Consider the following 21,869-nt stretch of genomic DNA (forward strand, 5'->3'; position numbering starts at 1 on the left):
CGTACAGGGACGTTCCTAGTAGCGGTAGGTCATCTCGAGGCCGAATGTGCGCGGCTCGTTGAAGTTCGCGTAGTCGCCAATCGCGTTGGAGCCCGTGCGGTTCTCCGGCGAGCGGCGGTAGATGTAGCTGTTGTTCAGCAAGTTCCGCGACCAGAGCGAGAAGGTCAGGTTCTGGGCGTCGGCGACCTGCCAGTTGGCTAGCGAGACGCGCGCGTTCACCAGGAAGGCGTTGTCCGTCTTCTGGGCGAACTGTTCGAAGCTCTGCGTGCCTGTCGAATAGTTGGCGTCCAGGTGGAAGCGCAGTTCGGCGAAGTCCAGGGGCTGGATGTAATCTACGGCGCCGCTGAGCGCGTGCTTGGGCGTGTAGATCGTATAGACTTGCTGGACCGTGCCGCAGGCCGGGCACAGCGACGAGGCCGGGAAGGGGTTACGGACCGGCGGCAGCTTGGTGTCGGTATAGGCGTAGGCGAAGGTCGCCTGGAGGTTCTCGGTCAGGCGCGTCTGCATATCGAGCTCGATGCCCTTGACCGTCCCCTTGCCCGGCGCGTTGACGGTCTCAACCGTGTTGCGGGTGTTGCCGGTGATCGGGTCCGGCGCGACCAGGGTGAACTCGATCTGGGTGTTGGTTCGGTCCATCTTGTAGGCCGCCAGGTTGAAGTTCACGCGGTCGAAGAAGATCGCCTTCAGGCCCACTTCATAGCTTTTCACCTCTTCGGACTCGAAGGGCGCGAAGGTCAGCGAGCGCGAGTTGGCGCCGCCGGCGCGATAGCCGGTGGCGTAGGTGGCGTAGACGTTCACGGCGTCGTTGACGTCGAAGGCCAGGGTCGCGCTGGGGTCGAAGCGGCTCTCGTTCAACTCGAAGCCGAAGTTACGGGCGACGTTGCTGACCTTGTAGAGCGTGCCTTCCTTCTGGTCGTCCGTGTAGCGGCCGCCCAGGGTCAGCTTCAGAGCATCGTTGGCCACCGGCAGGGTGGTGACGGTGTGGACGAAGACGCCCTTGCTGGTCGACTTGGCGACGCTGCCGCGGTCGATCGCGCGGAAGCCGCGGGTGATGCCGGCGACCTTCGGGTCACGCACTACGTAGTTTCCGTTCGAGCCGACGTAGGTCAGGGTGCTCGGCGTCGCGGCCTCTTCCCAGGCCTTCTCGAAGAAGTAGTAGGCGCCGACGACGTACTCGAAGCGGCCTTCCCAGGCTGAACCGACCAGCTGGAATTCCTGGCTGCGCTGGAACTGCTCGAGGTCGGACAGGCTGTAGCGCGAGAAGTTGCGCGCCGAGTTGCCCTCGGGCGCGTTCGGTTGGAACACCGGCGGGCGGGCCGCGGCGCCGGCGTTGTCGTACTGCTGCACAGACACGTCGCGATAGGCGGTGATCGAGCGCAGTTCGATATCGTCGTTGATGTCGAAGTTAACGCGCAGCGTATGGCCCGAGACGTTGTCGATGCTGGCCTGTTGCGGCACGCCCAGGTCAGCGACCTTCACCCGTTCCGGATGGACGCCGATTCCAGGGGCCAGGGGCGAGATCGTGCCGGACGGCCGCGGGAAGGCTGACGATACGGTCAGGTTGTTCGGGTTGTAGTTGATCAGCTGGCTGAGGAACGGCGTCGATTCCGAATGGCCGTTGTCATAGGCGTAGAGCACCTCGACCTTGTCGGTCGGGTTCCAGAGGGCCGAGATCCGGAAGCCGTGGCGGTCGAGGTAGTTGTAGCCCAGCTGGCCTTCCATCGGGTTCTTAGTCGTCTCGTCGCGGTGCTGGATCACGCCGTCGACCTTGACGCTCACGCCCGCCACTTCCGGCAGGTCCAGGTGAACATCGCCGTTGTAGCCGTTGTAGTTGCTGACCCCGGCCGTAGCGCGCAGGCCGAAGGCCCCGGTGGGCCGGCGGGTCACGAGGCTCACCGCGCCGCCTTCGGTGTTCCGGCCGAACAGGGTGCCTTGCGGGCCGCGTAGCACCTCGATGCGCTCCAGGTCCAGCATGCCCGTGTTCAGGCCCTGCTGGCGGCCCAGGTAGACGCCGTCGAGATAGATGCCGACGCCCTGTTCGCGGGCAGGCTGGTTGGCGTCGCCCGGGACGATGCCGCGAATGCCGACCGTCAGCGCCGTCGAGCGCGATTCAAAGGTCGTCATGCGCAGCGTGGGGATGCTGGCGGCGATATCGAGGAGCGACTGGACCTGGCTGTTGTCCATCGCCTCGGCGTTCATCACCGAAATGGCGATCGGCGTTTCGCGCAGGTTGGTTTCACGCTTGGTCGCGGTGACGATGATCTCGGTCACTTCCGAGGCGTCATCGGCGGCGAGCGCGGGCGCAGCGGCGGCGGCGAACATGGTCGCAACGCTCGTCAGCAGCAGGGCCCGGCGGCGGTTGGAAAGGCGCATTAGTCGGATATCCCCCGTTGATGGGCTTTCTCTGCCCGGGGGGACGCTTAGCTCCGACCCACGTCGGTTAATTGAAGCTTTCCTGACGAAAGCTCCAACAGACTGTCATTTTGGCATCATAAATTAACGTCCTCCCAATGGGCCTTGCGAAACGGCGAGGGGACGGCTTATCCACGTTTCAAGCCGGGCCCTCGACCCGGTGTGTCCGGGGAGCCACATTTGACCGCTCAGCCAGCCGCGGAAGCGCCTGACGGCCTGCCGCTTCCCCAGCGTTACCTGTCGATTCTCACGATCGCCCTGGTCATGGCCATGACGGTTCTCGACCAGTCCATCGCGAATATCGCCCTGCCAACCATCGCCAAGGCGTTGAAGTCGACAGACGCCGCATCGATCTGGGTGGTCAACGCCTACCAGGTCTCGATGGTCATGTTCCTGCTGCCGATGGCGGCCCTGGGCGACGCCATCGGCTATCGCAGGGTGTTTCTGGCGGGACTGCCGCTGTTCGCCTTGGGCGCCGTGGGATGCGCGCTCTCCAACTCCATGGAGATGCTGACCGTCATGCGGTGCCTGGAAGGCATCGGCGGCGCCTGTTGTTCGGCGACCAACAGCGCCGTGGTGCGCTTCACCTACCCTTCCTCAATGCTGGGACGAGGCATCGGCTTCAACGCCGTCATCATCGCGGTCTTCTCTGCGCTCGGTCCGACGATCGCCGGCGCCATTTTGGCGATCGGTCCCTGGCAGTGGCTCTTCGCTATCAACCCGCCATTCCTGCTGGCCGCCTTCATCCTCGGCCTCTGGTCGTTGCCGAAGACGAAGGGTTCGGGGCACCGATTTGATCCGCTCTCGGCGCTGTTGAACGGGGTCACCTGGGGAGGCCTCCTTCTGGGTGGGTCGAGCCTGGCCCATGATGTGACGCCGCTCGCCCTGGGTGAACTGGCGGCGGGCGTGGTCGCCGGCGTCTTCCTGTCGATGAGAGAGCTGAAGAAGCCCGTCCCGCTCGTGCCGTTTGACCTGATGCGCATCCGCATCTTCCGGCTTTCCGTGGCGACGGGCATCGCCTCGTTTGGCTCCCAGATGTTGGCCTTCCTGGCCATTCCCTTCTACTTCCAGGGGCCGTTGCAAATCCCCGTCGTGCAAACCGGCATGCTGATGACGCCCTGGCCGATCGCGGCGGGCGTGTCGGCGAACGTCGCGGGCTATTTGTCTGACCGGTATCCAGCAGGGATCCTCGGCGCATTCGGTCTCTCGGTGATGGCGGTGGGGCTGGTGCTGGTGGCCATGATCGCCCCGGGCGCGTCCCATCTCGACATCATCTGGCGGATGACGCTCTGCGGCGTCGGCTTCGGCTTCTTCCAGGCGCCGAACAACCGGACGCTCGTCTCTTCGGCGCCGCGCGAACGCAGCGGCGCGGCCGGCGGCATGTTGGCGACGGCGCGTCTGCTCGGCCAGACCATCGGCGCGGGGGTGATGGTTCTGCTCTTCCATCTGGTCCCGGGGCAGCCGACCAAGGTGGCTCTATACGTGGCCGCGGCCGGCTCGGTGATCGCGGCCTTGGTCAGCCTCTCGCGCCTGCGCGCGCCGCCCACGCCGATGGTGCGTGAGCCCGAGCCTGAGGTGCTCGAGGACGCGGTCTGACCTAAACGCAAAAGCGCCGCCGGGAGGCCCGGCGGCGCCTGCAGTTCAACGCTCCGTCGGCGGCTAGACCGCTTCGGCAGGGACCAGCGTACGCTGAGCCTTCAGTTCGGCCCAGTTGGCGGCGTCCATCCAGTCGGCCCAGGCGCGGTACGTCCACAGCTGGGCGTGCTCACTGATGTGGGTGTCGATCACCTTGCCGTTCTCCATCTCCGTCCACTGGCCAAAGCCCTTGTTCATCGAGAAGTTCAGCGGATAGCGACGCGCGACGACGCCCATGGTCTGGCGAGTGGACTGGTCCCAGTTTTCGCCGTCGTCCTGCTCGAGCATGCCGGCGGGGCCGAAGGTGTGGTTGGCGTTGGTGATGCGTTGTTTGCGAACGTCGTCCGTCAGGTCCTTGGGGATGACCGTGAACCACCAGATTTCGCAGCCGGTCGGGCCCTTCGGCAGGCGCAATGAAAGCTGAGTGCCGCCCGAGGCGACCCACAGGTTCGGGAAGATGTTCGGGTGACCGCGGGTGTCACGACCGGCCTCGCCGAGAGCGGCGCTGGCCGAGGGCGTATCGCGCCAACGCTCGTCCAGGAACGGCGGCGGGTTGTCGCCCATAAGGGCCATCTGTTCGCGCTGCGCCGGCGTGATGCGCGGGCCGCTGATGGCGTGGCCATACTCGCCCAGCAGCACGCGGTGAGCGTTCGGATCGGCGGTGCCGGGGCCGACCGCGATCGGGTTGCCGTCCTTATCGACCGGGGGACGGCGCAGGCTGTTGTAGCCCGACATCATCGCCGAGGCGTGGCTGATCTGCACGTGATACCAGTCGAACAGGTTGTCGACGGCGAGCTTCCAGTTGCAGCCGATGATGTTCTTCTGGACGCCTTCGATGGCGACCTGATCGCCACGTTCCGCCACAAGGTCGATGCCCATGCGGCCGACCTCGCCGAGGTATTCCTCAAGGTCCGGGGCTTCCGGGTCCATGGTGGCGAAGACGAAGCCCTTGTAGCTGGCGACCTTGCCGGCCTTCACCAGGCCCCACTGCGACTTGTCGAGTTGCTCGTGGTAGAAATCCTTGTAGCCGGGGACGCCGATCAGCTGGCCGTCGAGGCCATAGGTCCAACCGTGATAGGTGCACAGGAACGAGCGGGCGTTGCCCATTTCCGCCCGGCAGACGGCATTGCCGCGGTGACGGCAGGAGTTCAGCAGGACCTGAAGCTCGCCCTTCTTGTCGCGCGTCGCGATCACCGACTCTTCGCCGATGAAGCTCAGGAAGAAGTCGCCCGGCTTGGGGATCTGCGTCTCGTGGCACATGAAGTTCCACGCGCGCGCGAAGATCTGCTCCAGCTCCATCTCGTAGATGGCCTGGTCCGAGAAAATCACCCGGTCGACCGTGCCGTTTTCCGGGTCCACATAGTCGTGGAACGGCCTGCTGCTGTCGCGAAGCATTGCGTCTCCTGATTGCTGTCCATCGGTTTCGCTTATGCCGCAGCGGGCGATCGCAGCGGTCGGAACCTTATGGGTCCTATATCCATGCTTTTGCATGAACGTCGAGCGTTGACTGCGCAAGTCACCTTTTCGCGTGCGGATTTGGCGCGAACTGCAGCGAGCCGCTTTTCCAGGGGCGTCGAATGCGCTTAACTTACACCGTGCAATAACAAGATGGGGAGACGCCAAGATGCCGTTTGCGGAGATTAATGGAGCGGGCCACCACTGGATCGATCAGGGCGCCGGCGAAGTCGTGCTTCTGCTGCACGGCGCAGCTCAAACCAACGCCTCTCTGGCGCTTCACATCGCCGGCCTCTCCGAAACGCACCGGGTGATCGCGCCCGACCTGCGCAGCATGGGCAAGAGCGAGCATGTGGCGTCGATGTCGCCGTCGGCCTGGATCGACGACGCTGTCGCCTTGCTTGAACACCTGGGCGTCGAACAGGCGCATATCTACGGTGTCAGCCTGGGCGCGCGCATCGGACTGCGGTTGGCCATCGACTATCCGCAAAAGGTGAAAAGCCTCATTCTGGAGCGGCCCATCATCGCCATGCGCGCCGACACCAACGCTCAACTGAACACCAACATCAACAGCGGCGCGAAGCTCACGCCTCAGGAAGAGGCCGCGCGCGAAGCTCAACATGGCGCGGACTGGCGCACGGTGCTGGCGAACTATTCGGCCATCCGTAACCAGCCTGAGCTGCAGGCGCACCTTGACCTGCGCGAGCTCTCGAAGAGCGTGACGATCCCGACCCTGATCCTGCGCGGCGACGAACGCGAGGTGGTCCATCCGATCGAGCATTGCCTGGAGCTCTACCAGAATATTCCTGGTTCCTGGCTGTGGATCCGGGCGAACACCAAGGGCGCCCTGGCTGCTGCGGCGCCAGAGGAGTTCTTCCCGACGTTGCGCGCGCATATGGCGCGGGCGGCCTAGGCCGCTGAGCTTGCGAAGTCGCCACGCTTCTCCATCGCCATGGTGATGAGCGTGGCGACCACCCCCAAGGCCAGCAGGATACCGAACGGGATCCAGCGGAATTGCGGCTCGGTCCAGTTCAGGGTGGCGCCAATGGCGGCGCTGCCGCCGGCGGCCGCAAGGCCGGCGATCAGGCTGTAGTAGCCATAGTAGGTCCCTACGAGGCGCTCGCTGCCGACCAGAGGCATGAGCTCCATTGTGAAGGGCTGGGCGAGGACGCCGCCCAGGGCCATGACGACCGCGCCGAGCAGCACCGGCGACATCAGCCAAAGCGCCTTCAACAACGGCGTTGCGCCATGAACCGTCTCCATTAGCGGCGCTGAGATCATGATCGGAGCCCAGCCCAGGGCCGTTAGCGCCATGCCGATCGCCAGGGCCTGACCGCCGCGCAGGCGGGAGCGGCACCAGCGGGTGACGCGGCTCTGCAGCGCCATGGTGACCAGCGCCGAGACCACGAATAGCGCGGTCACCGAGTCGTCGCGCCCGCTCACTCGGCCAGCCTCGAGGGCCATCGCGAAGGCAAGCTGGGTGTTGAGCAGCGTCAGCAGCGCCCCCGCGACGGTGAAGACCAGGAACGCCCGGTTGGTCACCACTTCGCGCCAGTCGCCCAGGACGTTGCCGGACAGGGCGAGCTTGCGCTGCGCGGGCAGCCGGAAGATTTGGGCGATGGTCAAAAGGGTGAAGAGCGCGCAGCCGCCCGCCGCCACCCAGCGGAAGTTGATCGCCAGCAACAGGCCGCCGACGATCGGCCCGACCAGGGCGCCGACGTTGCCCGCTACGGCGAAGACCCCGAAGGCCTCAGCGCGCCGTCCCACGGTCTCGGCCATCAGATAGGCGCGGATCGACGGGTTGAAGAAGGCGGTGGCGAGGCCGGCCAGGAAGGTCGCCAGGATGATCATCGGCACCGAGGTGAACAGGGCATAGAGGCCGAAGGCGACGATCCGCATGGCGCAGCCGATGATGATCATGGGCCGGGGGCCGATCCGGTCGGCAAGGCTGCCACCGAACAGGAACATGCCGTTGGACGACAGCATCCGCAGACCGATGATCAGCCCGACCAGGGCCGGCGCCAGGCCCAGCCCTTTGGTCAGGTAGACGGCGATAAAGGGGACGACGAGGCTGAAGCCGAAGCTGATGAAGAACTGATTGATCACCAGCATCTTGGCCGCCGGCGACAGCGCAGCGAAGGCGCTCGTCTCCTTGGGGCGGTCTGGCGAACTCATCCGAGGCGTTCTTCCCTGCGTGCGGCCTTGTGCTCGACCGTCGCCGCGGGAGTAGCGGCGGCAGTGGGCCGAGAGCAAGCTTGTCTGCCCAAAACCGCGGGCAATGGCCCAGTTTAGCGCTAGAGCACGCGGCTGAGCGGCGGGGCCACCTCCTCCAGCGACCGGCCCTCGGCGGCGACGCCGAAGGCGGCGGTGACGCCGGCCGCGGCGATCATCAAGCCACCGCCCAACAGGTACCCCCAAAGGATTTGCCCAGGCTCGCCCGCATCGATCAGGGCCCCGAACACCGCCGGGCCCGCCACCCCGCCGAGCAGGGTGCCGAAGGCGTAGAACAGCGAGATCGTGATCGCGCGGATCTCCAGCGGGAAGCATTCGCCCACCGTCAGGTAGGCGGCGCTGGCCGCCGCCGAGGCGAAGAAAAAGATCACCATCCAGGCGATGGTCTGGGTGACCGCGGTCAGCATGCCGTTGGCGAACATCCAGCCGCTCAGGCACAGCAGCACCCCGGAAATGGCGTAGGTCGCGCCGATCATCTGCCGCCGGCCAATGGTGTCGAAGAACCGGCCAAGGATCAGCGGCCCCGCCACATTGCCCAGCGCGAACGGCAGGATGAACCAGCCGATATGCTGCGCCGGCACCTGGTAGAACTTGCTGAGGATCAGGGCGTAGGTGAAGAAGATCGCATTGTAGCAGAAGGCCTGGCTGCTCATCAGGGTGAGGCCCAGGATCGTCCGCTTGGGATAGGTGCGGATGAGCGCACGGCCGATCTCCAGCCACGGCGTGCGACCGCGCTCATGCAGGTGGATGGCGGGAAGGCTGTCTTCCGGGCTCAGTGGGGCGCCGGAGTCGCGGACGACATGGGCTTCGATCTCGGCGATGATCCGCTCGGCCTCGGCGCCGCGGCCGTGCGTCATCAGCCATCGTGGGCTCTCCGGAATATAGCGGCGGATATAGATGACGATCAGCGCCAGGAGGCCGCCGCCGATGAAGGCGACGCGCCAGCCCCATTCCGGCGGCAGGAGCGCCGGGTCCAGCACCACAACCGACAGCATCGCCCTGCCCGCTGCGCCGATCCAGAAGCTGCCGTTAATGGCCAGGTCCGTATAGCCGCGCCGCCGCGCCGGGATCAGCTCCTGGATCGCCGAATTGACCGCGCCATATTCGCCGCCGATGCCGGCGCCCGTCAGAAAGCGAAACAGCACGAAGGACCAGAAGTCCCAGGCGAACCCAGAGGCGATCGTCGCCAGCAGATAGACCGCGACCGTGATGGTGAAGAGCCGCTTGCGCCCGAGGCTGTCGGTCAGCCGACCGAACACCAGCGCGCCCAGCACGGCCCCCAGGATATAGGCGCTGCCGACCAGCCCGATCTGGCTGGCGGTGAGCCCAAGGCCCGCCCGGCTCTGTATCGCCGGTGACAGGGCGCCGACCAGCGTCACCTCCAGGCCGTCAAGGATCCAGGTGATCCCCAACGCCGCCACCACCAGCCAGTGGAAGCGGCTCCACGGCAGTCGGTCGAGCCTGGCCGGTATGCGTGTCGTGAAGGTCGCGCTCAAGCCGTCCCCCTGGTGCAACGGTCCAGGGCGGAACGCACGACGCTGCGCTGTTGATCCTTAAGGCAGGGCGAAGGCGTTGATCGCGGCGGGCCGGGTCAGGCAACGATCGAGCCAGGCGGCGGCGCGCGGCCAGGCGGTCAAATCGGTCTTTCCGGCGTGCATCGGCCACATGATCGAGGCGGCGTTCAGGTCGGCCAGGCTGAAGTCCGCGCCCAGCAGATAATCCCGTCCGTGGAGCGCCAGCTCCAGCACCGAAAGCGGCTTGGCCAGCACCTTCATACCGCCGGCCAGTGTTTCTGGATTGCGCTGCTCGGCCGGCAGGATGCCGGTGTGGAGCCCTGCCGCGATGCCAGCTTTCTCCACCTCGGCCATGCCCCAGAAGGACCACTGCATGATCAGCGCCTGGCTCCGGACGTCGGCGGGCCAAAGCGCGTTCGGCGCCTGGTTGGCCAGATAGTAGTTGATCGCCATGGACTCCCAGAGCTCGAAGCCATGGTCGTCGATCGCCGGCACCTTGCCCATAGGCGCGCGCGTCACGTAGGGCGGCGCCTTCAACGCCGGGTCGGCGTAGGCGATGGGGTCATGCTCGAAGGCGACGCCCAGTTCTTCGGCCAGCCAGATGCAGCGGGCGGCGCGGCTGAAGTGGGCGCCATAGATGGTCAGGCCGGTGGCGGACATGGGTTGCCTTTCCTAATCGTCGCGCGGCTCCAGAAGGCCGCGTTTCTGCATGACCAGGATGATCACTGCGCCGGTCAGCGCGACGGCCATAAGGGCGGCGAAGGGCGCCCAGCGCAAGGCGGGAACCTCAGGCCGCATCAGCGCGCCGACCAGGGCGCTGCCGCCGGCCGAGGCGAAGCCGGCGATCAGGCTGTAGTAGCCGAAGTAGGTGCCGATCCGGTGCTCGCTGCCGACCGCCGGCATCAGCTCCATCGTATAGGGCTGGCCCATGGCGTTGCCGGCCGACAAGATCATGGCGCCCAGCATCACCGGCGACATCCACAGCAGGGCCTGCGCCAGCGGCAGCGGCGTGTGGTGGGTCGCAAGGAATGGGCTCGTCACCATGATCGGAACCCAGCACAGCCCGGCCAGGGTCACGCCCAGGGCCATCGCCTGGCCGCTGTTCAGTCGCTGGCGGCACCAGTGGCTGATGCGGCTCTGCACGGCCATGCCGCAGATGGCCGAGGCCAGGAACAAGAGGGTGACGGAATCGTCGCGGCCGGTGACGCGATTGGCCTCCAGCACCATGGCGAACATCAGCTGCATGGCGCTGATCATGTAGAGCGCGCCTGCGATCGCGAAGACGAAGAAGCGGCGGTTGCGAACCACCTCGGTCAGGTCCTGGATCAGAGTGCTGCCGGGCTTTTCGAAAGCGCGCTTGGGCAGCATGACGGTCTGGTAGATCGCCAGCAGGGCGAAGGCGCCACAGGCGACGCCGGCCACGACACGGAAGTCGACCGCCAAGAGCAGGCCGCCGATCACCGGCCCGATCAAGGTGCCGGTGTTGGCAGCGACCGAGAACAGACCGAACGCCTCAGCGCGGCGGCCGGGCGTCTCTGCGGCGAGATAGCTGCGGCAGGCCGGCTGGAAGAGCGCCGCGCTGAACCCCGTCAGCAAGGTCGCGATGATGATCGCGGGCGTCGCCGTCGATATGGCGAACAGCCCAAAGCCTAGGACTCGCAGGCAACAGCCGATGATGATGGTGGGCCGGGCGCCCATGCGATCGGCCAGGCTGCCGCCCACCAGGAACATGCCCTGCGAGGTCAAGGTCCGAAGGCCGATGATCAGGCCGACCAGAGCCGGCGCCAGGCCCAGGTCTTTGGACAGGTAGATCGCCAGGAACGGCACGACCATGGTGAAGGCCGCGATGACGAAGAACTGGTTCAGCACCAGGACCTGGGCGACGGGCGTCAGAACACGGAAGTTCGCGATCAGGCTCGGCGGCTTGTCTGGCTTCACCGCGTCCGTCAAGATTCCTCACCGGTCGCCGCCGGCGCCGCTCCTGTTGCTCCGCGCCCGAATGCAGGGTGGGTCGCCGCGCGTCAACCTGATCCCGTCGTGAGGAGGCTCACGCCGCCGCGTTGGGTTCCAGCAACCCGCGCTTTTGCATGATCCGAAGCAGGGCGGCGCCGGCCAGTGAGCACACCATCAGCATGACGAAGGGCATCCAGCGCAGATAGGGAATCTCCGGCCGCATCATCGCCCCGATCGCGGCGTTGCCCACCGCGGCGGACAGCCCGGTGATCAGGCTGTAGTAGCCATAGTAGGTGCCGATCATCCGCTCGCTGCCGACCACCGGCATCAGCTCCATGGTGAAGGGCTGGCCCATGGCGTTGCCCGCCGCCAGGATCATGGCGCTCAGGATCACTGGCGTCATCCACAACGCGGCCTGCGGGATCGGCAGGGGCGTATGGTGCGTCGGCACGAACGGCCCGGCCAGGATGATCGGGATCCAGCAGAGGCCCGCCAGGACGAAACCCAGACCCAGGGACTGGCCGCTGGTCATGTTGGCGCGGCACCAGCGGGTTATGCGAACCTGGATCGCCATGCCGCAGAGCGCCGAGGCGATGAACAACAGGGTGACGGAATCGTCGCGGCCGGTGACCCGGTGCGCTTCCAGCGCCATGGCGAAGGTCACCTGCAGCGAGCTCATGGTGTAGAGCGCGCCGGCGATCGAGAAGATAAGGAAGCGCCGGTTGCGCACCACCCGGGCCAGGTCCTGGAAGAGGCTGTTGACCGATCTCTCCATGACCCGCTCGGGCAGGAACACCACCTGGATGAGCGCCAGGATGACGAAGATCACGCAAGCAGAGGCGCTGACGATGCGGAAGTCGACGGCGATTAGCATGCCGCCGATCACCGGGCCGATCAGGTTGCCCGCATTGCCGGCGATGGCGAAGAGGCCGAAGGCTTCGGCCCGGTGGCCGGCGGTCTCGGCCGCCAGATAGCTGCGGCCGGCCGGGGTGAAGAAGGCGGCGCTCAATCCGGTCAGCAGCGTGGCGATGATGATCGCCGGCAGCGAGGCGGAGAGGGCGAACAGGCCAAAGCCCATAATCCGCAGCATGCAGCCCAGGATGATGGTCGGCCGGGCGCCCATCCGGTCGGCGAGGGTCCCGCCGACCAGGAACATGCCCATCGACGAGAAGGACCGCAGGCCGATGATCAGGCCGACCAGGGCGGTGGCCATGCCCAGGTCCTTGGTCAGGTAGATGGCCAGGAACGGCACCACCATGGTGAAGCCGCACGAGATGAAGAACTGGTTGATCACGAGCACCCGGGCGGCCGGGGAGAGCATGTTGAAAGTGCCGGTGAGACCGTGCGGGTTGGCGGGCTTCGTCGACGCTTCGATCACTCAATCATCCCTGGACGATGGCCGGTCGTACTGGCGCAGGCCTTGTCGCCGGTGTTAGCGGCTGGGGGTTCCCCGGGCCAGCCTGGAAACTGGGCCATCATCCATCCGAGTGGGACGTCAGGCGCGGCCACAAAGCCGCCACATTCTGCCCGGGTCATGCCGCCTGACCCGAATCCGGAGCCTATGATGCGCCTGACACCTCAGCTGATCGCCGCCCTCATCATCGCTGCGCCCCTGGCGGCGGCCCTGCCGGCAGGCGCCCAGACGCACCAGCACCACGCCGCCCAAGCGGCCGATCCGGCGCTGGCCGCCGCCATCGCCGGCGCGCAGCGCACGCCCGCCGACCGCGCGCGCGACGCCTGGCGCCATCCGCTGGAGACCTTGCAGTTCTGGGGCGTAAAGCCGGGCGCCGCCATCCTCGAGATCAGCCCGAGCGGCGGTTGGTGGACCGAGATTCTCGCGCCCTACGCCGCAAAGACGGGCGGCCGCTACATCGGCACTGGCCCAGTGATCGAGGGCCCAGGCGCCACCGACCAGAGCCGCGCCGCCCGCCGGCGGTTCGAGCAACGCTTCGCTGACGCCGCGACCTACGGCAAGGTCGAGGTGGTCCCCTTCGGCGCCCAGACCCGCGGCTTCGGCCCGGCCAATTCGGTCGACGTCGTGTTCACCGCACGCAACGTTCACAACTGGATGGGAACGCCAGGACGGATTGACGCGGTCTTCTCCGACTTCTTCTCCGTGTTGAAGCCGGGCGGCGTCCTTGGCGTCGAGGAGCATCGCTCGGATCCGCGGCCGATGAAGGATGGCGCCTCGGATGGCTATGTGTCGGAGGCCTATGTGATCGCGGCCGCCACCAGGGCGGGGTTCGTCCTCGACGGCAAGTCCGAGATCAACGCCAACCCGAAGGACACCAAGGACCATCCCTATGGCGTCTGGACCTTGCCGCCGACCAACTCGACCGGCCCGGCGGACAAGCCTAAGGACCCCGCGTTCGACCCGGCCAAATACAAGGCTATCGGCGAGAGCGACCGCATGACCCTTCGCTTCCGCAAGCCCACCTAGGGCGCCTTGCGGCCACAGCGCGCCGCAAACGGACGAAATGCTGCTATAGACCCGCCGCGCTGCGTCGCGCCCCGCCGGGGCGTGCGCGAGCGCGACAGGGATATTGATGCCGTTTCCGAACACCCACCCCGCGCTCGCCCAAGCTCTGAAAGCGCAGGGATACGAAGAACCGACCGCGGTTCAGGCCGCCATTCTCGATACGCCGCGCGGCGCCGATCTGCTGGTCTCCGCCCAGACCGGCTCGGGCAAGACCGTCGCCTTCGGCCTGGCCGCCGGCGCCGACCTGCTGGGCGACGCCGAGCGTTTCGGGCCCGCTGACGCGCCCGTCGCCCTGGTGGTCGCCCCGACCCGCGAGCTGGCGCTGCAGGTCAGCCGCGAACTGGGATGGCTCTACGCCCCGGCCGGCGCGCGCATCGTCACTTGCGTCGGCGGCATGGACGCCCGCAGCGAGCAGCGCGCCCTGAACGCGGGCTGCCACGTGGTCGTCGGCACCCCCGGCCGCCTGCGCGACCACCTGGAGCGGGGCAACCTCGACCTTGCCAGCCTGAAGATCGTGGTCCTCGATGAGGCTGACGAGATGCTCGACCTCGGCTTCCGCGAGGATCTCGAGGAGATCCTCGACGCCACGCCGCCCGAGCGCCGCACCCTGCTGTTCTCGGCGACCATCGCCCGCGAGATCGCGACGCTCGCCCGCCGCTATCAGCGCGACGCCGTACGCATCGACACTGTCCGTCGCGACGAGCCGCACGGCGACATCGAGTACCGCGCCGTCCGCGTCGCGCCGAACGAGATTGAGCATGCGGTGGTCAACCTCCTCCGCTACTTCGACGCGCCTTCGGCCCTGATCTTCTGCGCCACCCGTGAAGCGGTCCGCCACCTCTATGGCACCTTGCGCGAACGCGGTTTCCAGGCCGTGGCGCTCTCCGGAGAGCTCAGCCAGAAGGAGCGGACTGACGCACTGCAGGCGCTGCGAGACGGTCATGCGCGCGCCTGCGTGGCGACCGATGTCGCCGCCCGCGGTCTCGATCTGCCGGCCCTGGACCTCGTGATCCACGCCGACCTGCCGCAGAACAAGCCGACCCTGCTTCACCGCAGCGGCCGCACCGGCCGCGCGGGCCGCAAGGGCACCTCCATCGTGCTCGCCCCTTACACCCGCCAGCGCAAGGTCGAGCAGTTGTTCGCCTCGGCCCAGATCACCGCCTACTGGTCGGGCCCGCCAACGGCCGATGAGGTGCGCAAGCGTGACCAGGAACGGCTGCTGGACAGCGCCGTCCTGAAGGAGCCGGCCTCCGAGGAAGACCTGGCGCTCGGCCGCCGCCTGCTCGAGGGTTCCGACGCCGAAACTATCGCCGCCAGCCTGGTGCGCCTCTACCGCTCGCAACTGCCCGAGCCCGAGGATGTCTTCGATGGCGGCGGCGAAAACGGTCCGCGCGCGCCGCGGGCGGGCCCGCGCGAGCGGCCGGAGCGCGGCGCAGATCGTGTCTACGATCCCCGCGCCGAACGCGAGGCGCGGCCGACGGGCGGCGCCTGGTTCCGCATTCCGGTGGGTCGCGTCGACAAAGCTGACCCCAAGTGGTTGATCCCGCTGATCTGTCGCCACGGGCACGTGACCAAGCGCGACATCGGCGAAATCCGTATCTTCCCGGACGAGACCCTGTTCGAAATCTCGACGGAGGCGGATGCGCGCTTCCGCGCTGCGGTCCAGCGGACGGCCGACGGCGATGCGCCGATCACGCCCGTTGACGGCCCCGCGCCCAGCCGTGGCCCGGCCCCAAAGCGTCCCGGCCCGAACCGGGCCGGCCCGAAACTAGGCGGCCATAAGCCGGGCGGGCCGCATCCGGGCGGACCGCGCAAGCCGCCGACCGGTCGCGCCGGGCCGCCGCCCTACAAGAAGAAGCGCGACAAGGCCTGACCCGCCTAGGCCGCGGCGACCATCCGGAAGCCGCGTTCCTTCATGCGCGCCAGGTAGCGGTCGCCGAAGTCGGTGGGGACGGCCTGGCGCACGCTCGGCCGTTCGGCCAGGGCTTCGCGCCACGCCATGATCTTGGCGGAGCAGTCGACCAGCTTGCGGCCGTTCAGCCGTTCGGCGAGATCCAGCTCGCGGAACATCGGCGCGAAGACCGCGTCGACCGCGCAGAAAGCCTCGCCGGCGAACAGCGGGCCGACCATCTCGTCCTCGACGCGCTTCAGCTTGGCGCCAAGCGTCGCGCTCGCCTTGGCCAGGGCGGCGTCATCACCGGCCTGCACCACCTGGCGCATATCGCCCATCACCGCGTTGCCGAACTCCATCCAAGCGCGACGGCGCGCCTTGGCCAGCGGATCGGCGGGGTGCAGCTTGGGTCCGTCGGCTGTTTCTTCGAGATATTCCAGGATCACCATGCTCTCGAACAGAATGGCTTCCGGCTCGCCGGGGCGGTCGATCCTGAGCACCGGCACCTTGCCCAGGGGCGAGATGGCCAGGAACCAGTCGGGCTTGTTCTGCAGGTCGACATACTGAATTTCGAAGGCCACGCCCTTCTCACGGAGCGCAATGGCGGCGCGCTGCACGTAGGGGCAGGTCTGGGTGCTGATCAGGGTCAGATGGGTCATCGGGCGTCTCCTGCAGGCCAGCGCTGTTGTGGGCGCGCCTTGGCGATGTTTAGCATGGCTTAACGCCCGCGCGCCGGGCTGGAAAATGACTTTGGAGGGGACTTCATGACTTTCACAGTTATCGGACGCGATCCACGCACGGGACGCCTGGGCGTCGGCACAAGCACCGGTGAAATGGCCATCGGCAGCCGCGCGCCCTATGTCGTCGCCAACGTCGGCGCGGTCGCGACCCAGGCGCTCACCGATCCACGCCTCGGCCCGCTCGCGCTGAAGCTCCTCAGCCTGGGGTATCCCGCGCAGAAGGTGATCGACGAACTCGTCAGCAGCGATCCCAATATCGAATATCGGCAATTGGGCGTTGTCGACCGTTGGGGCCATGTGGCGGCGCGCACCGGCGCCAATAACAGCGCCTGGAAGGGCCACATCATCGGAGACGGCTGGGCGGTGCTCGCCAATGCTGTGGTGGACGGCGTGGGCGAGGCGATGGCCGCCTCGATGGAGGCCTCTATCGACGACGACATCGAAACTCGCCTGATGAAGTCCATCGACGCCGGGACCAAGGCTGGAGGCCAACCTACCGGCCAGCGCTCCGCCGCCCTGCTCGTGGCTGAGAACGAGGGCTATACGATCATGAACCTGCGGGTCGATGATCACCCCGAGCCGACCACGGAATTATGGCGCCTGTTCAACAAGCTTCACCCGCTTGTTCCTTACTACCGCGAACGCCCGGACAACCCCTCCATCGGGCGCGTCTACGACTGGGCGGCCGCCCGCGGCATCAAGTACCCTTAGAAGACGCGAGAACGTCCCTTCTCTTCTCGCGGGAGGAGGGACCAAAGCCCCGCCCCCCGGCTTGCACCGGTTCGCAAAGCGTCTTAGTTGCATCTGCAAGATGTTTGGCGCCGCCGCGGCGCCCGCCCAGAACACTTCCAGAGACATACGAGCCGCCTCGGCAAGGGGCGCATCGCGCGCAGGGGGCGCGAGCCATGACGTCACTTAGCGAGCCCGACACGCCTTCAGATATCTTGATCGCTGAGTCGGAAATGGTGGCGGAGGGCGGCCACATCGAGCCGACGATGGAGGAGAAGGAAGCCGCCTACGAGAAGTTCGTCTGGGAGAACCTGAGGCGAAACTACATTGGCAATTTCCTGCACGGCATGCTGGGCATGACGGGCTTTCGGCTGCTGAACGCGCCGACCTTCCTGCCCGCCTATCTGCATGCCTTGGCCGGCTCCGACGCGATCGTCGGCCTGGGTCTGGCGGTCCAGCAGTTCGGCGCCATGCTGTCGCCCGGCATCAGCGCCAACATGGTTGAGCACCGCGCCAAGGTGCTGCCCATCGCTCAGGTGATCGGCTTCGGCATGCGAATCCCGGTGCTGTTCATCGCACTGGGCGGCTGGTTCTTGCCGCCGAATGTCCAGTTGCCGATGATCATGACGCTTCTCTTCATCTTCGGCCTGTTCAGCGGCATGCAGCGTGTCGCCTTCGGCACGCTGATGGCGAAGGTCATTCCCGTGACGCAGCGCGGCCGGTTGTCGGCATGGCGCAACGTGGTCGGCGGCGCGATCGCCGCGGTTCTCGCCTTCGTGGCGGGCAAGTACCTGATCGCCGGCAACGTCTGGGGGAACGGCTATTCGACCACCTTCCTGCTGGCCTTCTTCCTGATGACCGGCGGACTTTCAATCTTCTCGCTTCTGGTGCGCGAGCCGATCCCGCCACGCACGCGGACTTTCACCCCGATGCGCGAGCGGCTGCGCCAACTGCCGGGCATGTTCAGGTCCGAGCCGGAATTCACCTGGTACACCATCGTCGTGCTGTGCGCGGTGATGGGCCGTCTGGCCGTGCCATTCTACATTCTCTATGCAGCCAAGACGATCGAGCTCAGCGGCGCCAACATCGGCATCCTTTCCCTGGCCTACCTAGGCGCGGATACGGCGTCGAACCTCCTCTGGGGCTATCTCGGCGACAAGAAAGGCTTCCGCATCGTGCTCCTGCTGGCGCTGGGGAGCTGGATCGCCGCGACCGTCCTCCTGATGAACGTCACGGCGCTCTGGCCGATCGCGCTCGCCTTCGTGGGCCTGGGCGCCTCGCAGGCCGGCTATTTGATGGCCTCGCAGACCATGGTGCTGGAGTTCGGCTCGCGGGAGGACACCCCCATGCGGCTTGCGATCACCGGCACAGCGGAGCAGGTTTCCGCCGCCGCCGGCCCCCTGATCGGCGGGCTGATCGCCGCGGTGGTCGGCTACCACGCTGTGTTCCAGGTCTCGATCGCCTTCCTGGTGCTCTCGCTGATCCTGGTGATCGTCCGGGTGAAGGAGCCGCGCAAGCGATCGGCGCGCGTCCGCAGCTAGACGGCGTCGTCCGCCGCCAGGGCCACTTGGTTGCGGCCACGCGCCTTGGCCTCGTAGAGGGCGGCGTCGGCGCGCATCAGCAGGCTGGCGAAATCGGCCGCATCGGCCGGAAAGCCCGCTAGGCCGATACTCACGGTCACGGGCCGGTCCACGGCGTCATAGTCCGCCGCGGCGACGGCGGCGCGGACCCTTTCGCCCACGGGAGCGGCGTCGGTCGGGCTCAGCCGTGTCATCAAGGCGAACTCGTCGCCGCCATAGCGGAACAGCATCCCCTCCGACCGGGTCACACCGGCGATCGCAGCAGCGACTTCGCGGATGATCTGGTCCCCGACGGGGTGGCCATAACGGTCGTTCACCGCTTTGAATTGGTCGATGTCGATCATCATCAGGCTCACAGCCTGCCCCGCGCGGGCGGCCGCGAGGAGCGCCTGCGGTCCGGCCGTATCGAAGCGCCCACGATCGTCGAGCCCGGTCAGGGTGTCCTTGCCGACCATCTCCACCAGCTGCTCGTAACGTCGGCGGTAGGTCAGCCGATCGAACACGTCGCCCATGCCGTGCGGGCGCGCGGGCAGGCCGACGTCGCGGGCGAAGCGCAGATAGAGCGACAGCATCAATGTGAAGAAGGCCGCTGCGCCGACCTTGGCGATCCAGCCGCCGTAGAAGGCAGAGATCGGCACGCCGGAAATGACCCGCAGGCCGGCATAGAAGAAGGCCTGATCGCAGCTCAGGACGACGGCCAGACTGATGAATATCTTGAGGGGGACGGCCAGGCCCTTGCCCTGGCTCAGCCGTTCGAAGAGCAGGACCATGGCGATCAGGTCGACGAACAGCAGCGCGGTGCCCCAGACCATCAGCACGCCCATCTGGTCCAGGAAGCGCAGGTCGGGGTTGAACCCGGGCATCTCGGCGGCAGGCGTGTGCAGCCGCAAGATCAGCGCCAGGATGACCATCAGCACATTGCCGCCCAGCAGGCCGTAGACCGGCTGGCGCATGCTTTCGGCGTCCTCCTTCATGTAGAGCAGCAAGAAGAAGGCGAGCTTTCCGGCGAACATCACCGTCGAGCCGGGAGAAATCAGACCGAACGGCAGCTCGATGAAGAAGACCGCGGCGAGGTAGGTCTCCAGAAAGTGCATGGCGCCGAGCACACAGAAGAAGACGCCGATGCCGATGGTCTTGCGGCTCCGAAAGATGGCCGCCATCGCCACGAAGAAGATAGTCCCCTGAGCCAGGAGGACGAGCAGTCCGGACATCGCTGAGCAAATCCCCAAGGCGCGGCGTCAGCGGCCGCGTTTCGCCGCCATCGCCACGCGAGCGGCTAAGCCTAACGTCGTGGGCGTGGTCGGGCCAACGAAACCTGAACGGTGACAGGGCGCGACACGACATTGCCAACCTCGTGCGAGGCGCTAAAGCCCAAGGAGCATAAGGAGAGGAACCACCATGCCCCACCCCGCTCTGCGCGCCGGCTCTGTCGCCGTGGTCACCGGCGGCGCCTCCGGCATCGGCCTGGAAGCCGCCGCCCGCTTCGCCGACTTCGGCATGGCCGTCGTGATCGTCGATATCGGGGCCGACCGGCTGGAGGACGCCCGCCGGGAGGTTTCATCGCGCTCGCGGCGCGCGGTGGTTCACGCCTTCGAGGCCGATGTGTCTGACCGGCCCGCTCTGGACGCGCTGGCCGCCGAGATGGATGACCGCTACGGCGGGGTCGACGTCCTGATGAACAACGCTGGCATAGGCGCTCGCATGGACGCCTTTGGCGAGGTCGACGTCTGGCGCCGCGTGCTGGAGGTCAATCTGTGGGGCGTGATCAACGGAACGCAGGCCTTCGGCCCGGCCATGGCTGCAAGCGGCCGGCCGGGCCTGATCATCAACACCGGCTCCAAGCAAGGCATCACCACGCCGCCTGGCTCGCCGGCCTATAATGTCTCGAAGGCCGGCGTGAAGGCCTACACGGAGGCGTTGGAGCATCAGCTGCGCAACACCGAAGGCTGCAAGGTCAGCGCCCATTTGCTGATCCCGGGCTACGTCTTCACCGGCATGACGGCGGGCGATCAGGTCGAGAAGCCGCCGAGCGCGTGGACGCCAGCCGAAACGGTCGACTTCATGCTGACGAGCCTCGACAAGAGGGACTTCTACATCCTTTGCCCCGACAACGACGTGCCGCGCGAACTGGATGAGAAGCGCATCCTGTGGGCGGCCGGCGACATCGTCGAGAACCGCCCCCCGCTGTCGCGCTGGCATCCCGACTACGGCGAGGCTTTCGCGGCCTTCATCAAGCGCTAGGTGTCGTTTCCAAGAAGGTTGTTCACCCTTGTCCAGGGTGAGAGTCCGCCGATGCCGGCGTGAGGTCGGCTGAGGTTGTAGGCGTCGATCCAGGGTCCGATGGCTTGGGCGCGTTCAGCCGATGAGCTGTAGGGCTTGGCGTAGGCCCACTCCCTGAGGCTGGTCTGGATGAAGCGCTCGGCCTTGCCGTTGGTCCTGGGCGTGTACGGCCGGGTGCGGACGTGGCGGGCGCCGGCGGCCTGCAGGGCGTTGGCGAAGAGCTTGGAACGGTAGGCCGAGCCGTTGTCGGTCATCACCCGCTCGACGCGGACGCCGCAACGGCCGAGCCAGGCCAGGGCGCGTTCGAGGAAGCCGGTGGTGTCGAGTTGGCCTTCCGAAGACAGGATCTCGGTGTAGGCCAGGCGCGAAGCGTCATCGACGCAGACGTGCAGGAAGTCCCAGCCAGCGCGGCGCGAGCGGCCGAGCTGGCGGTCGCCGGTGACGCGGTGGCCGGCGACGTCGAAGCGGCCGAGCTTCTTGATATCCAGATGGATCATCGCGCCCGGTCGGCTGTGCTCGTAGCGGATCACCGGCGGCTTCGGATCGAGCGCGGCCAGCTTGCCCAGCCCCTGCCGGCGCAGGATAGCCCCCACCGTCGAGCGGGCCATGCCCAGCGTCCGGGCGATCGCCGGACCGGTCATCCGCTGACGCCGCAGTTGCTCGATCTCAGCCACACGAGCCGCAGCCACCTTGCGCGGACATCGTCGCGGCGCCGAGCTGCGGTCGTGATGCCTTCGCTCGCCGCCGCGACGATGCCGGGCGATCCATTTGCGCGCTGTCCGCAGCGACACCCCTGCCGCCTCCGCCGCCGCCTTCGCCGTCCAGCCTTGCGACACGCGCCGCGCCAGCAGCGCTCGACCCCCAGGCGTCAGACGGGCATTCTGGTGGACGTTCATCCGGGACCTTCCGGGTTAGGAGTTGGAGCTTTGCAACCCCAGCCTCTCAGCCCTGTCCCGGGTGAACAACCTT

At 66.9% G+C, this 21,869-nt stretch carries 17 protein-coding genes; 7 read left to right on the forward strand and 10 right to left on the reverse strand.

Going from position 1 to position 21,869, the window contains the following annotated elements; all coding sequences use genetic code 11:
- Positions 1-15: 15 nt before the first annotated feature.
- Positions 16-2,373: a TonB-dependent receptor gene (locus tag BN1313_RS05395; RefSeq protein ID WP_091737480.1), complete on the reverse strand. Its 2,358-nt coding sequence runs from the start codon at positions 2,371-2,373 to the stop codon at positions 16-18.
- A 219-nt stretch (positions 2,374-2,592) separates the two neighbouring features.
- Here BN1313_RS05395 and BN1313_RS05400 point away from each other — a divergent pair, with 219 nt between their 5' ends.
- The gene (locus BN1313_RS05400) at positions 2,593-4,008 is read left to right on the forward strand and encodes an MFS transporter (protein WP_218054313.1); all 1,416 of its coding nucleotides are present in this window, start codon (positions 2,593-2,595) and stop codon (positions 4,006-4,008) included.
- A 63-nt stretch (positions 4,009-4,071) separates the two neighbouring features.
- Here the strand turns inward: BN1313_RS05400 and BN1313_RS05405 are convergent, their stop codons facing one another.
- A complete protein-coding gene (locus BN1313_RS05405) occupies positions 4,072-5,442 on the reverse strand; it encodes an aromatic ring-hydroxylating oxygenase subunit alpha (RefSeq protein ID WP_176695906.1) in 1,371 nt (456 codons plus the stop codon).
- Between the two features lie 229 nt (positions 5,443-5,671).
- Here BN1313_RS05405 and BN1313_RS05410 point away from each other — a divergent pair, with 229 nt between their 5' ends.
- Positions 5,672-6,415 carry an alpha/beta fold hydrolase gene (locus BN1313_RS05410; protein WP_091737485.1) on the forward strand — a complete coding sequence of 248 codons (744 nt, stop codon included), beginning with the start codon at positions 5,672-5,674 and terminating at the stop codon, positions 6,413-6,415.
- Here the strand turns inward: BN1313_RS05410 and BN1313_RS05415 are convergent.
- From BN1313_RS05415 to BN1313_RS05435, 5 genes are all read right to left on the reverse strand, one after another.
- Entirely contained in the window at positions 6,412-7,677 is a 1,266-nt protein-coding gene (locus BN1313_RS05415; protein ID WP_091737487.1) for an MFS transporter, read from the reverse strand. The two genes, BN1313_RS05410 and BN1313_RS05415, sit on opposite strands and share 4 nt — an antisense overlap.
- A gap of 119 nt (positions 7,678-7,796) precedes the next feature.
- Positions 7,797-9,230, reverse strand: coding sequence for an MFS transporter (locus BN1313_RS05420; RefSeq protein WP_218054314.1), 1,434 nt, complete (start codon positions 9,228-9,230; stop codon positions 7,797-7,799).
- A gap of 57 nt (positions 9,231-9,287) precedes the next feature.
- Positions 9,288-9,908 carry a glutathione S-transferase family protein gene (locus tag BN1313_RS05425; RefSeq protein ID WP_091737493.1) on the reverse strand — a complete coding sequence of 207 codons (621 nt, stop codon included), beginning with the start codon at positions 9,906-9,908 and terminating at the stop codon, positions 9,288-9,290.
- A gap of 12 nt (positions 9,909-9,920) precedes the next feature.
- Positions 9,921-11,198 (reverse strand): MFS transporter, encoded by a 1,278-nt coding sequence (locus tag BN1313_RS05430; protein WP_176695907.1) that lies wholly within the window; start codon positions 11,196-11,198, stop codon positions 9,921-9,923.
- A gap of 97 nt (positions 11,199-11,295) precedes the next feature.
- Positions 11,296-12,579: an MFS transporter gene (locus BN1313_RS05435; protein WP_091737498.1), complete on the reverse strand. Its 1,284-nt coding sequence runs from the start codon at positions 12,577-12,579 to the stop codon at positions 11,296-11,298.
- Positions 12,580-12,765: 186 nt separating this feature from the next.
- Here BN1313_RS05435 and BN1313_RS05440 point away from each other — a divergent pair, with 186 nt between their 5' ends.
- The gene (locus BN1313_RS05440; RefSeq protein WP_245620103.1) at positions 12,766-13,641 is read left to right on the forward strand and encodes a class I SAM-dependent methyltransferase; all 876 of its coding nucleotides are present in this window, start codon (positions 12,766-12,768) and stop codon (positions 13,639-13,641) included.
- A 106-nt stretch (positions 13,642-13,747) separates the two neighbouring features.
- On the forward strand, positions 13,748-15,553 hold the full coding sequence (locus BN1313_RS05445) for a DEAD/DEAH box helicase (protein WP_091737503.1): 1,806 nt from the start codon (positions 13,748-13,750) through the stop codon (positions 15,551-15,553).
- Positions 15,554-15,558: 5 nt separating this feature from the next.
- Here BN1313_RS05445 and BN1313_RS05450 read toward each other — a convergent pair whose 3' ends face one another.
- A complete protein-coding gene (locus BN1313_RS05450) occupies positions 15,559-16,230 on the reverse strand; it encodes a glutathione S-transferase family protein (RefSeq protein WP_091737506.1) in 672 nt (223 codons plus the stop codon).
- A gap of 105 nt (positions 16,231-16,335) precedes the next feature.
- Here BN1313_RS05450 and BN1313_RS05455 point away from each other — a divergent pair, with 105 nt between their 5' ends.
- Positions 16,336-17,022, forward strand: coding sequence for a DUF1028 domain-containing protein (locus BN1313_RS05455; protein WP_091737509.1), 687 nt, complete (start codon positions 16,336-16,338; stop codon positions 17,020-17,022).
- 194 nt (positions 17,023-17,216) lie between these two features.
- A complete protein-coding gene (locus tag BN1313_RS05460) occupies positions 17,217-18,581 on the forward strand; it encodes an MFS transporter (protein WP_245620104.1) in 1,365 nt (454 codons plus the stop codon).
- Here BN1313_RS05460 and BN1313_RS05465 read toward each other — a convergent pair.
- Positions 18,578-19,831 (reverse strand): GGDEF domain-containing protein, encoded by a 1,254-nt coding sequence (locus BN1313_RS05465; RefSeq protein ID WP_091737512.1) that lies wholly within the window; start codon positions 19,829-19,831, stop codon positions 18,578-18,580. The two genes, BN1313_RS05460 and BN1313_RS05465, sit on opposite strands and share 4 nt — an antisense overlap.
- Before the next feature lie 187 nt (positions 19,832-20,018).
- Here BN1313_RS05465 and BN1313_RS05470 point away from each other — a divergent pair, with 187 nt between their 5' ends.
- Entirely contained in the window at positions 20,019-20,861 is an 843-nt protein-coding gene (locus BN1313_RS05470; protein WP_091737515.1) for an SDR family NAD(P)-dependent oxidoreductase, read from the forward strand.
- On the opposite strand, the gene BN1313_RS05475 is transcribed toward BN1313_RS05470, so the two are convergent.
- Positions 20,858-21,796 carry an IS481 family transposase gene (locus tag BN1313_RS05475; protein WP_091734875.1) on the reverse strand — a complete coding sequence of 313 codons (939 nt, stop codon included), beginning with the start codon at positions 21,794-21,796 and terminating at the stop codon, positions 20,858-20,860. The two genes, BN1313_RS05470 and BN1313_RS05475, sit on opposite strands and share 4 nt — an antisense overlap.
- Positions 21,797-21,869: the final 73 nt, after the last annotated feature.

This window comes from Phenylobacterium immobile (ATCC 35973), assembly GCF_001375595.1.
Lineage (GTDB): Bacteria > Pseudomonadota > Alphaproteobacteria > Caulobacterales > Caulobacteraceae > Phenylobacterium > Phenylobacterium immobile.

Excerpts from the sequence above, each read along its gene's own strand:
- BN1313_RS05410 (WP_091737485.1), top strand. The coding sequence starts at position 5,672 with ATGCCGTTTGCGGAGATTAATGGAGCGGGCCACCACTGGATCGATCAG.
- BN1313_RS05450 (WP_091737506.1), bottom strand. The coding sequence starts at position 16,230 with ATGACCCATCTGACCCTGATCAGCACCCAGACCTGCCCCTACGTGCAG.
- BN1313_RS05470 (WP_091737515.1), top strand. The coding sequence starts at position 20,019 with ATGCCCCACCCCGCTCTGCGCGCCGGCTCTGTCGCCGTGGTCACCGGC.
- BN1313_RS05460 (WP_245620104.1), top strand. The coding sequence starts at position 17,217 with ATGACGTCACTTAGCGAGCCCGACACGCCTTCAGATATCTTGATCGCT.
- BN1313_RS05445 (WP_091737503.1), top strand. The coding sequence starts at position 13,748 with ATGCCGTTTCCGAACACCCACCCCGCGCTCGCCCAAGCTCTGAAAGCG.
- BN1313_RS05465 (WP_091737512.1), bottom strand. The coding sequence starts at position 19,831 with ATGTCCGGACTGCTCGTCCTCCTGGCTCAGGGGACTATCTTCTTCGTG.
- BN1313_RS05475 (WP_091734875.1), bottom strand. The coding sequence starts at position 21,796 with ATGAACGTCCACCAGAATGCCCGTCTGACGCCTGGGGGTCGAGCGCTG.
- BN1313_RS05425 (WP_091737493.1), bottom strand. The coding sequence starts at position 9,908 with ATGTCCGCCACCGGCCTGACCATCTATGGCGCCCACTTCAGCCGCGCC.
- BN1313_RS05395 (WP_091737480.1), bottom strand. The coding sequence starts at position 2,373 with ATGCGCCTTTCCAACCGCCGCCGGGCCCTGCTGCTGACGAGCGTTGCG.
- BN1313_RS05455 (WP_091737509.1), top strand. The coding sequence starts at position 16,336 with ATGACTTTCACAGTTATCGGACGCGATCCACGCACGGGACGCCTGGGC.
- BN1313_RS05415 (WP_091737487.1), bottom strand. The coding sequence starts at position 7,677 with ATGAGTTCGCCAGACCGCCCCAAGGAGACGAGCGCCTTCGCTGCGCTG.
- BN1313_RS05405 (WP_176695906.1), bottom strand. The coding sequence starts at position 5,442 with ATGCTTCGCGACAGCAGCAGGCCGTTCCACGACTATGTGGACCCGGAA.
- BN1313_RS05440 (WP_245620103.1), top strand. The coding sequence starts at position 12,766 with ATGCGCCTGACACCTCAGCTGATCGCCGCCCTCATCATCGCTGCGCCC.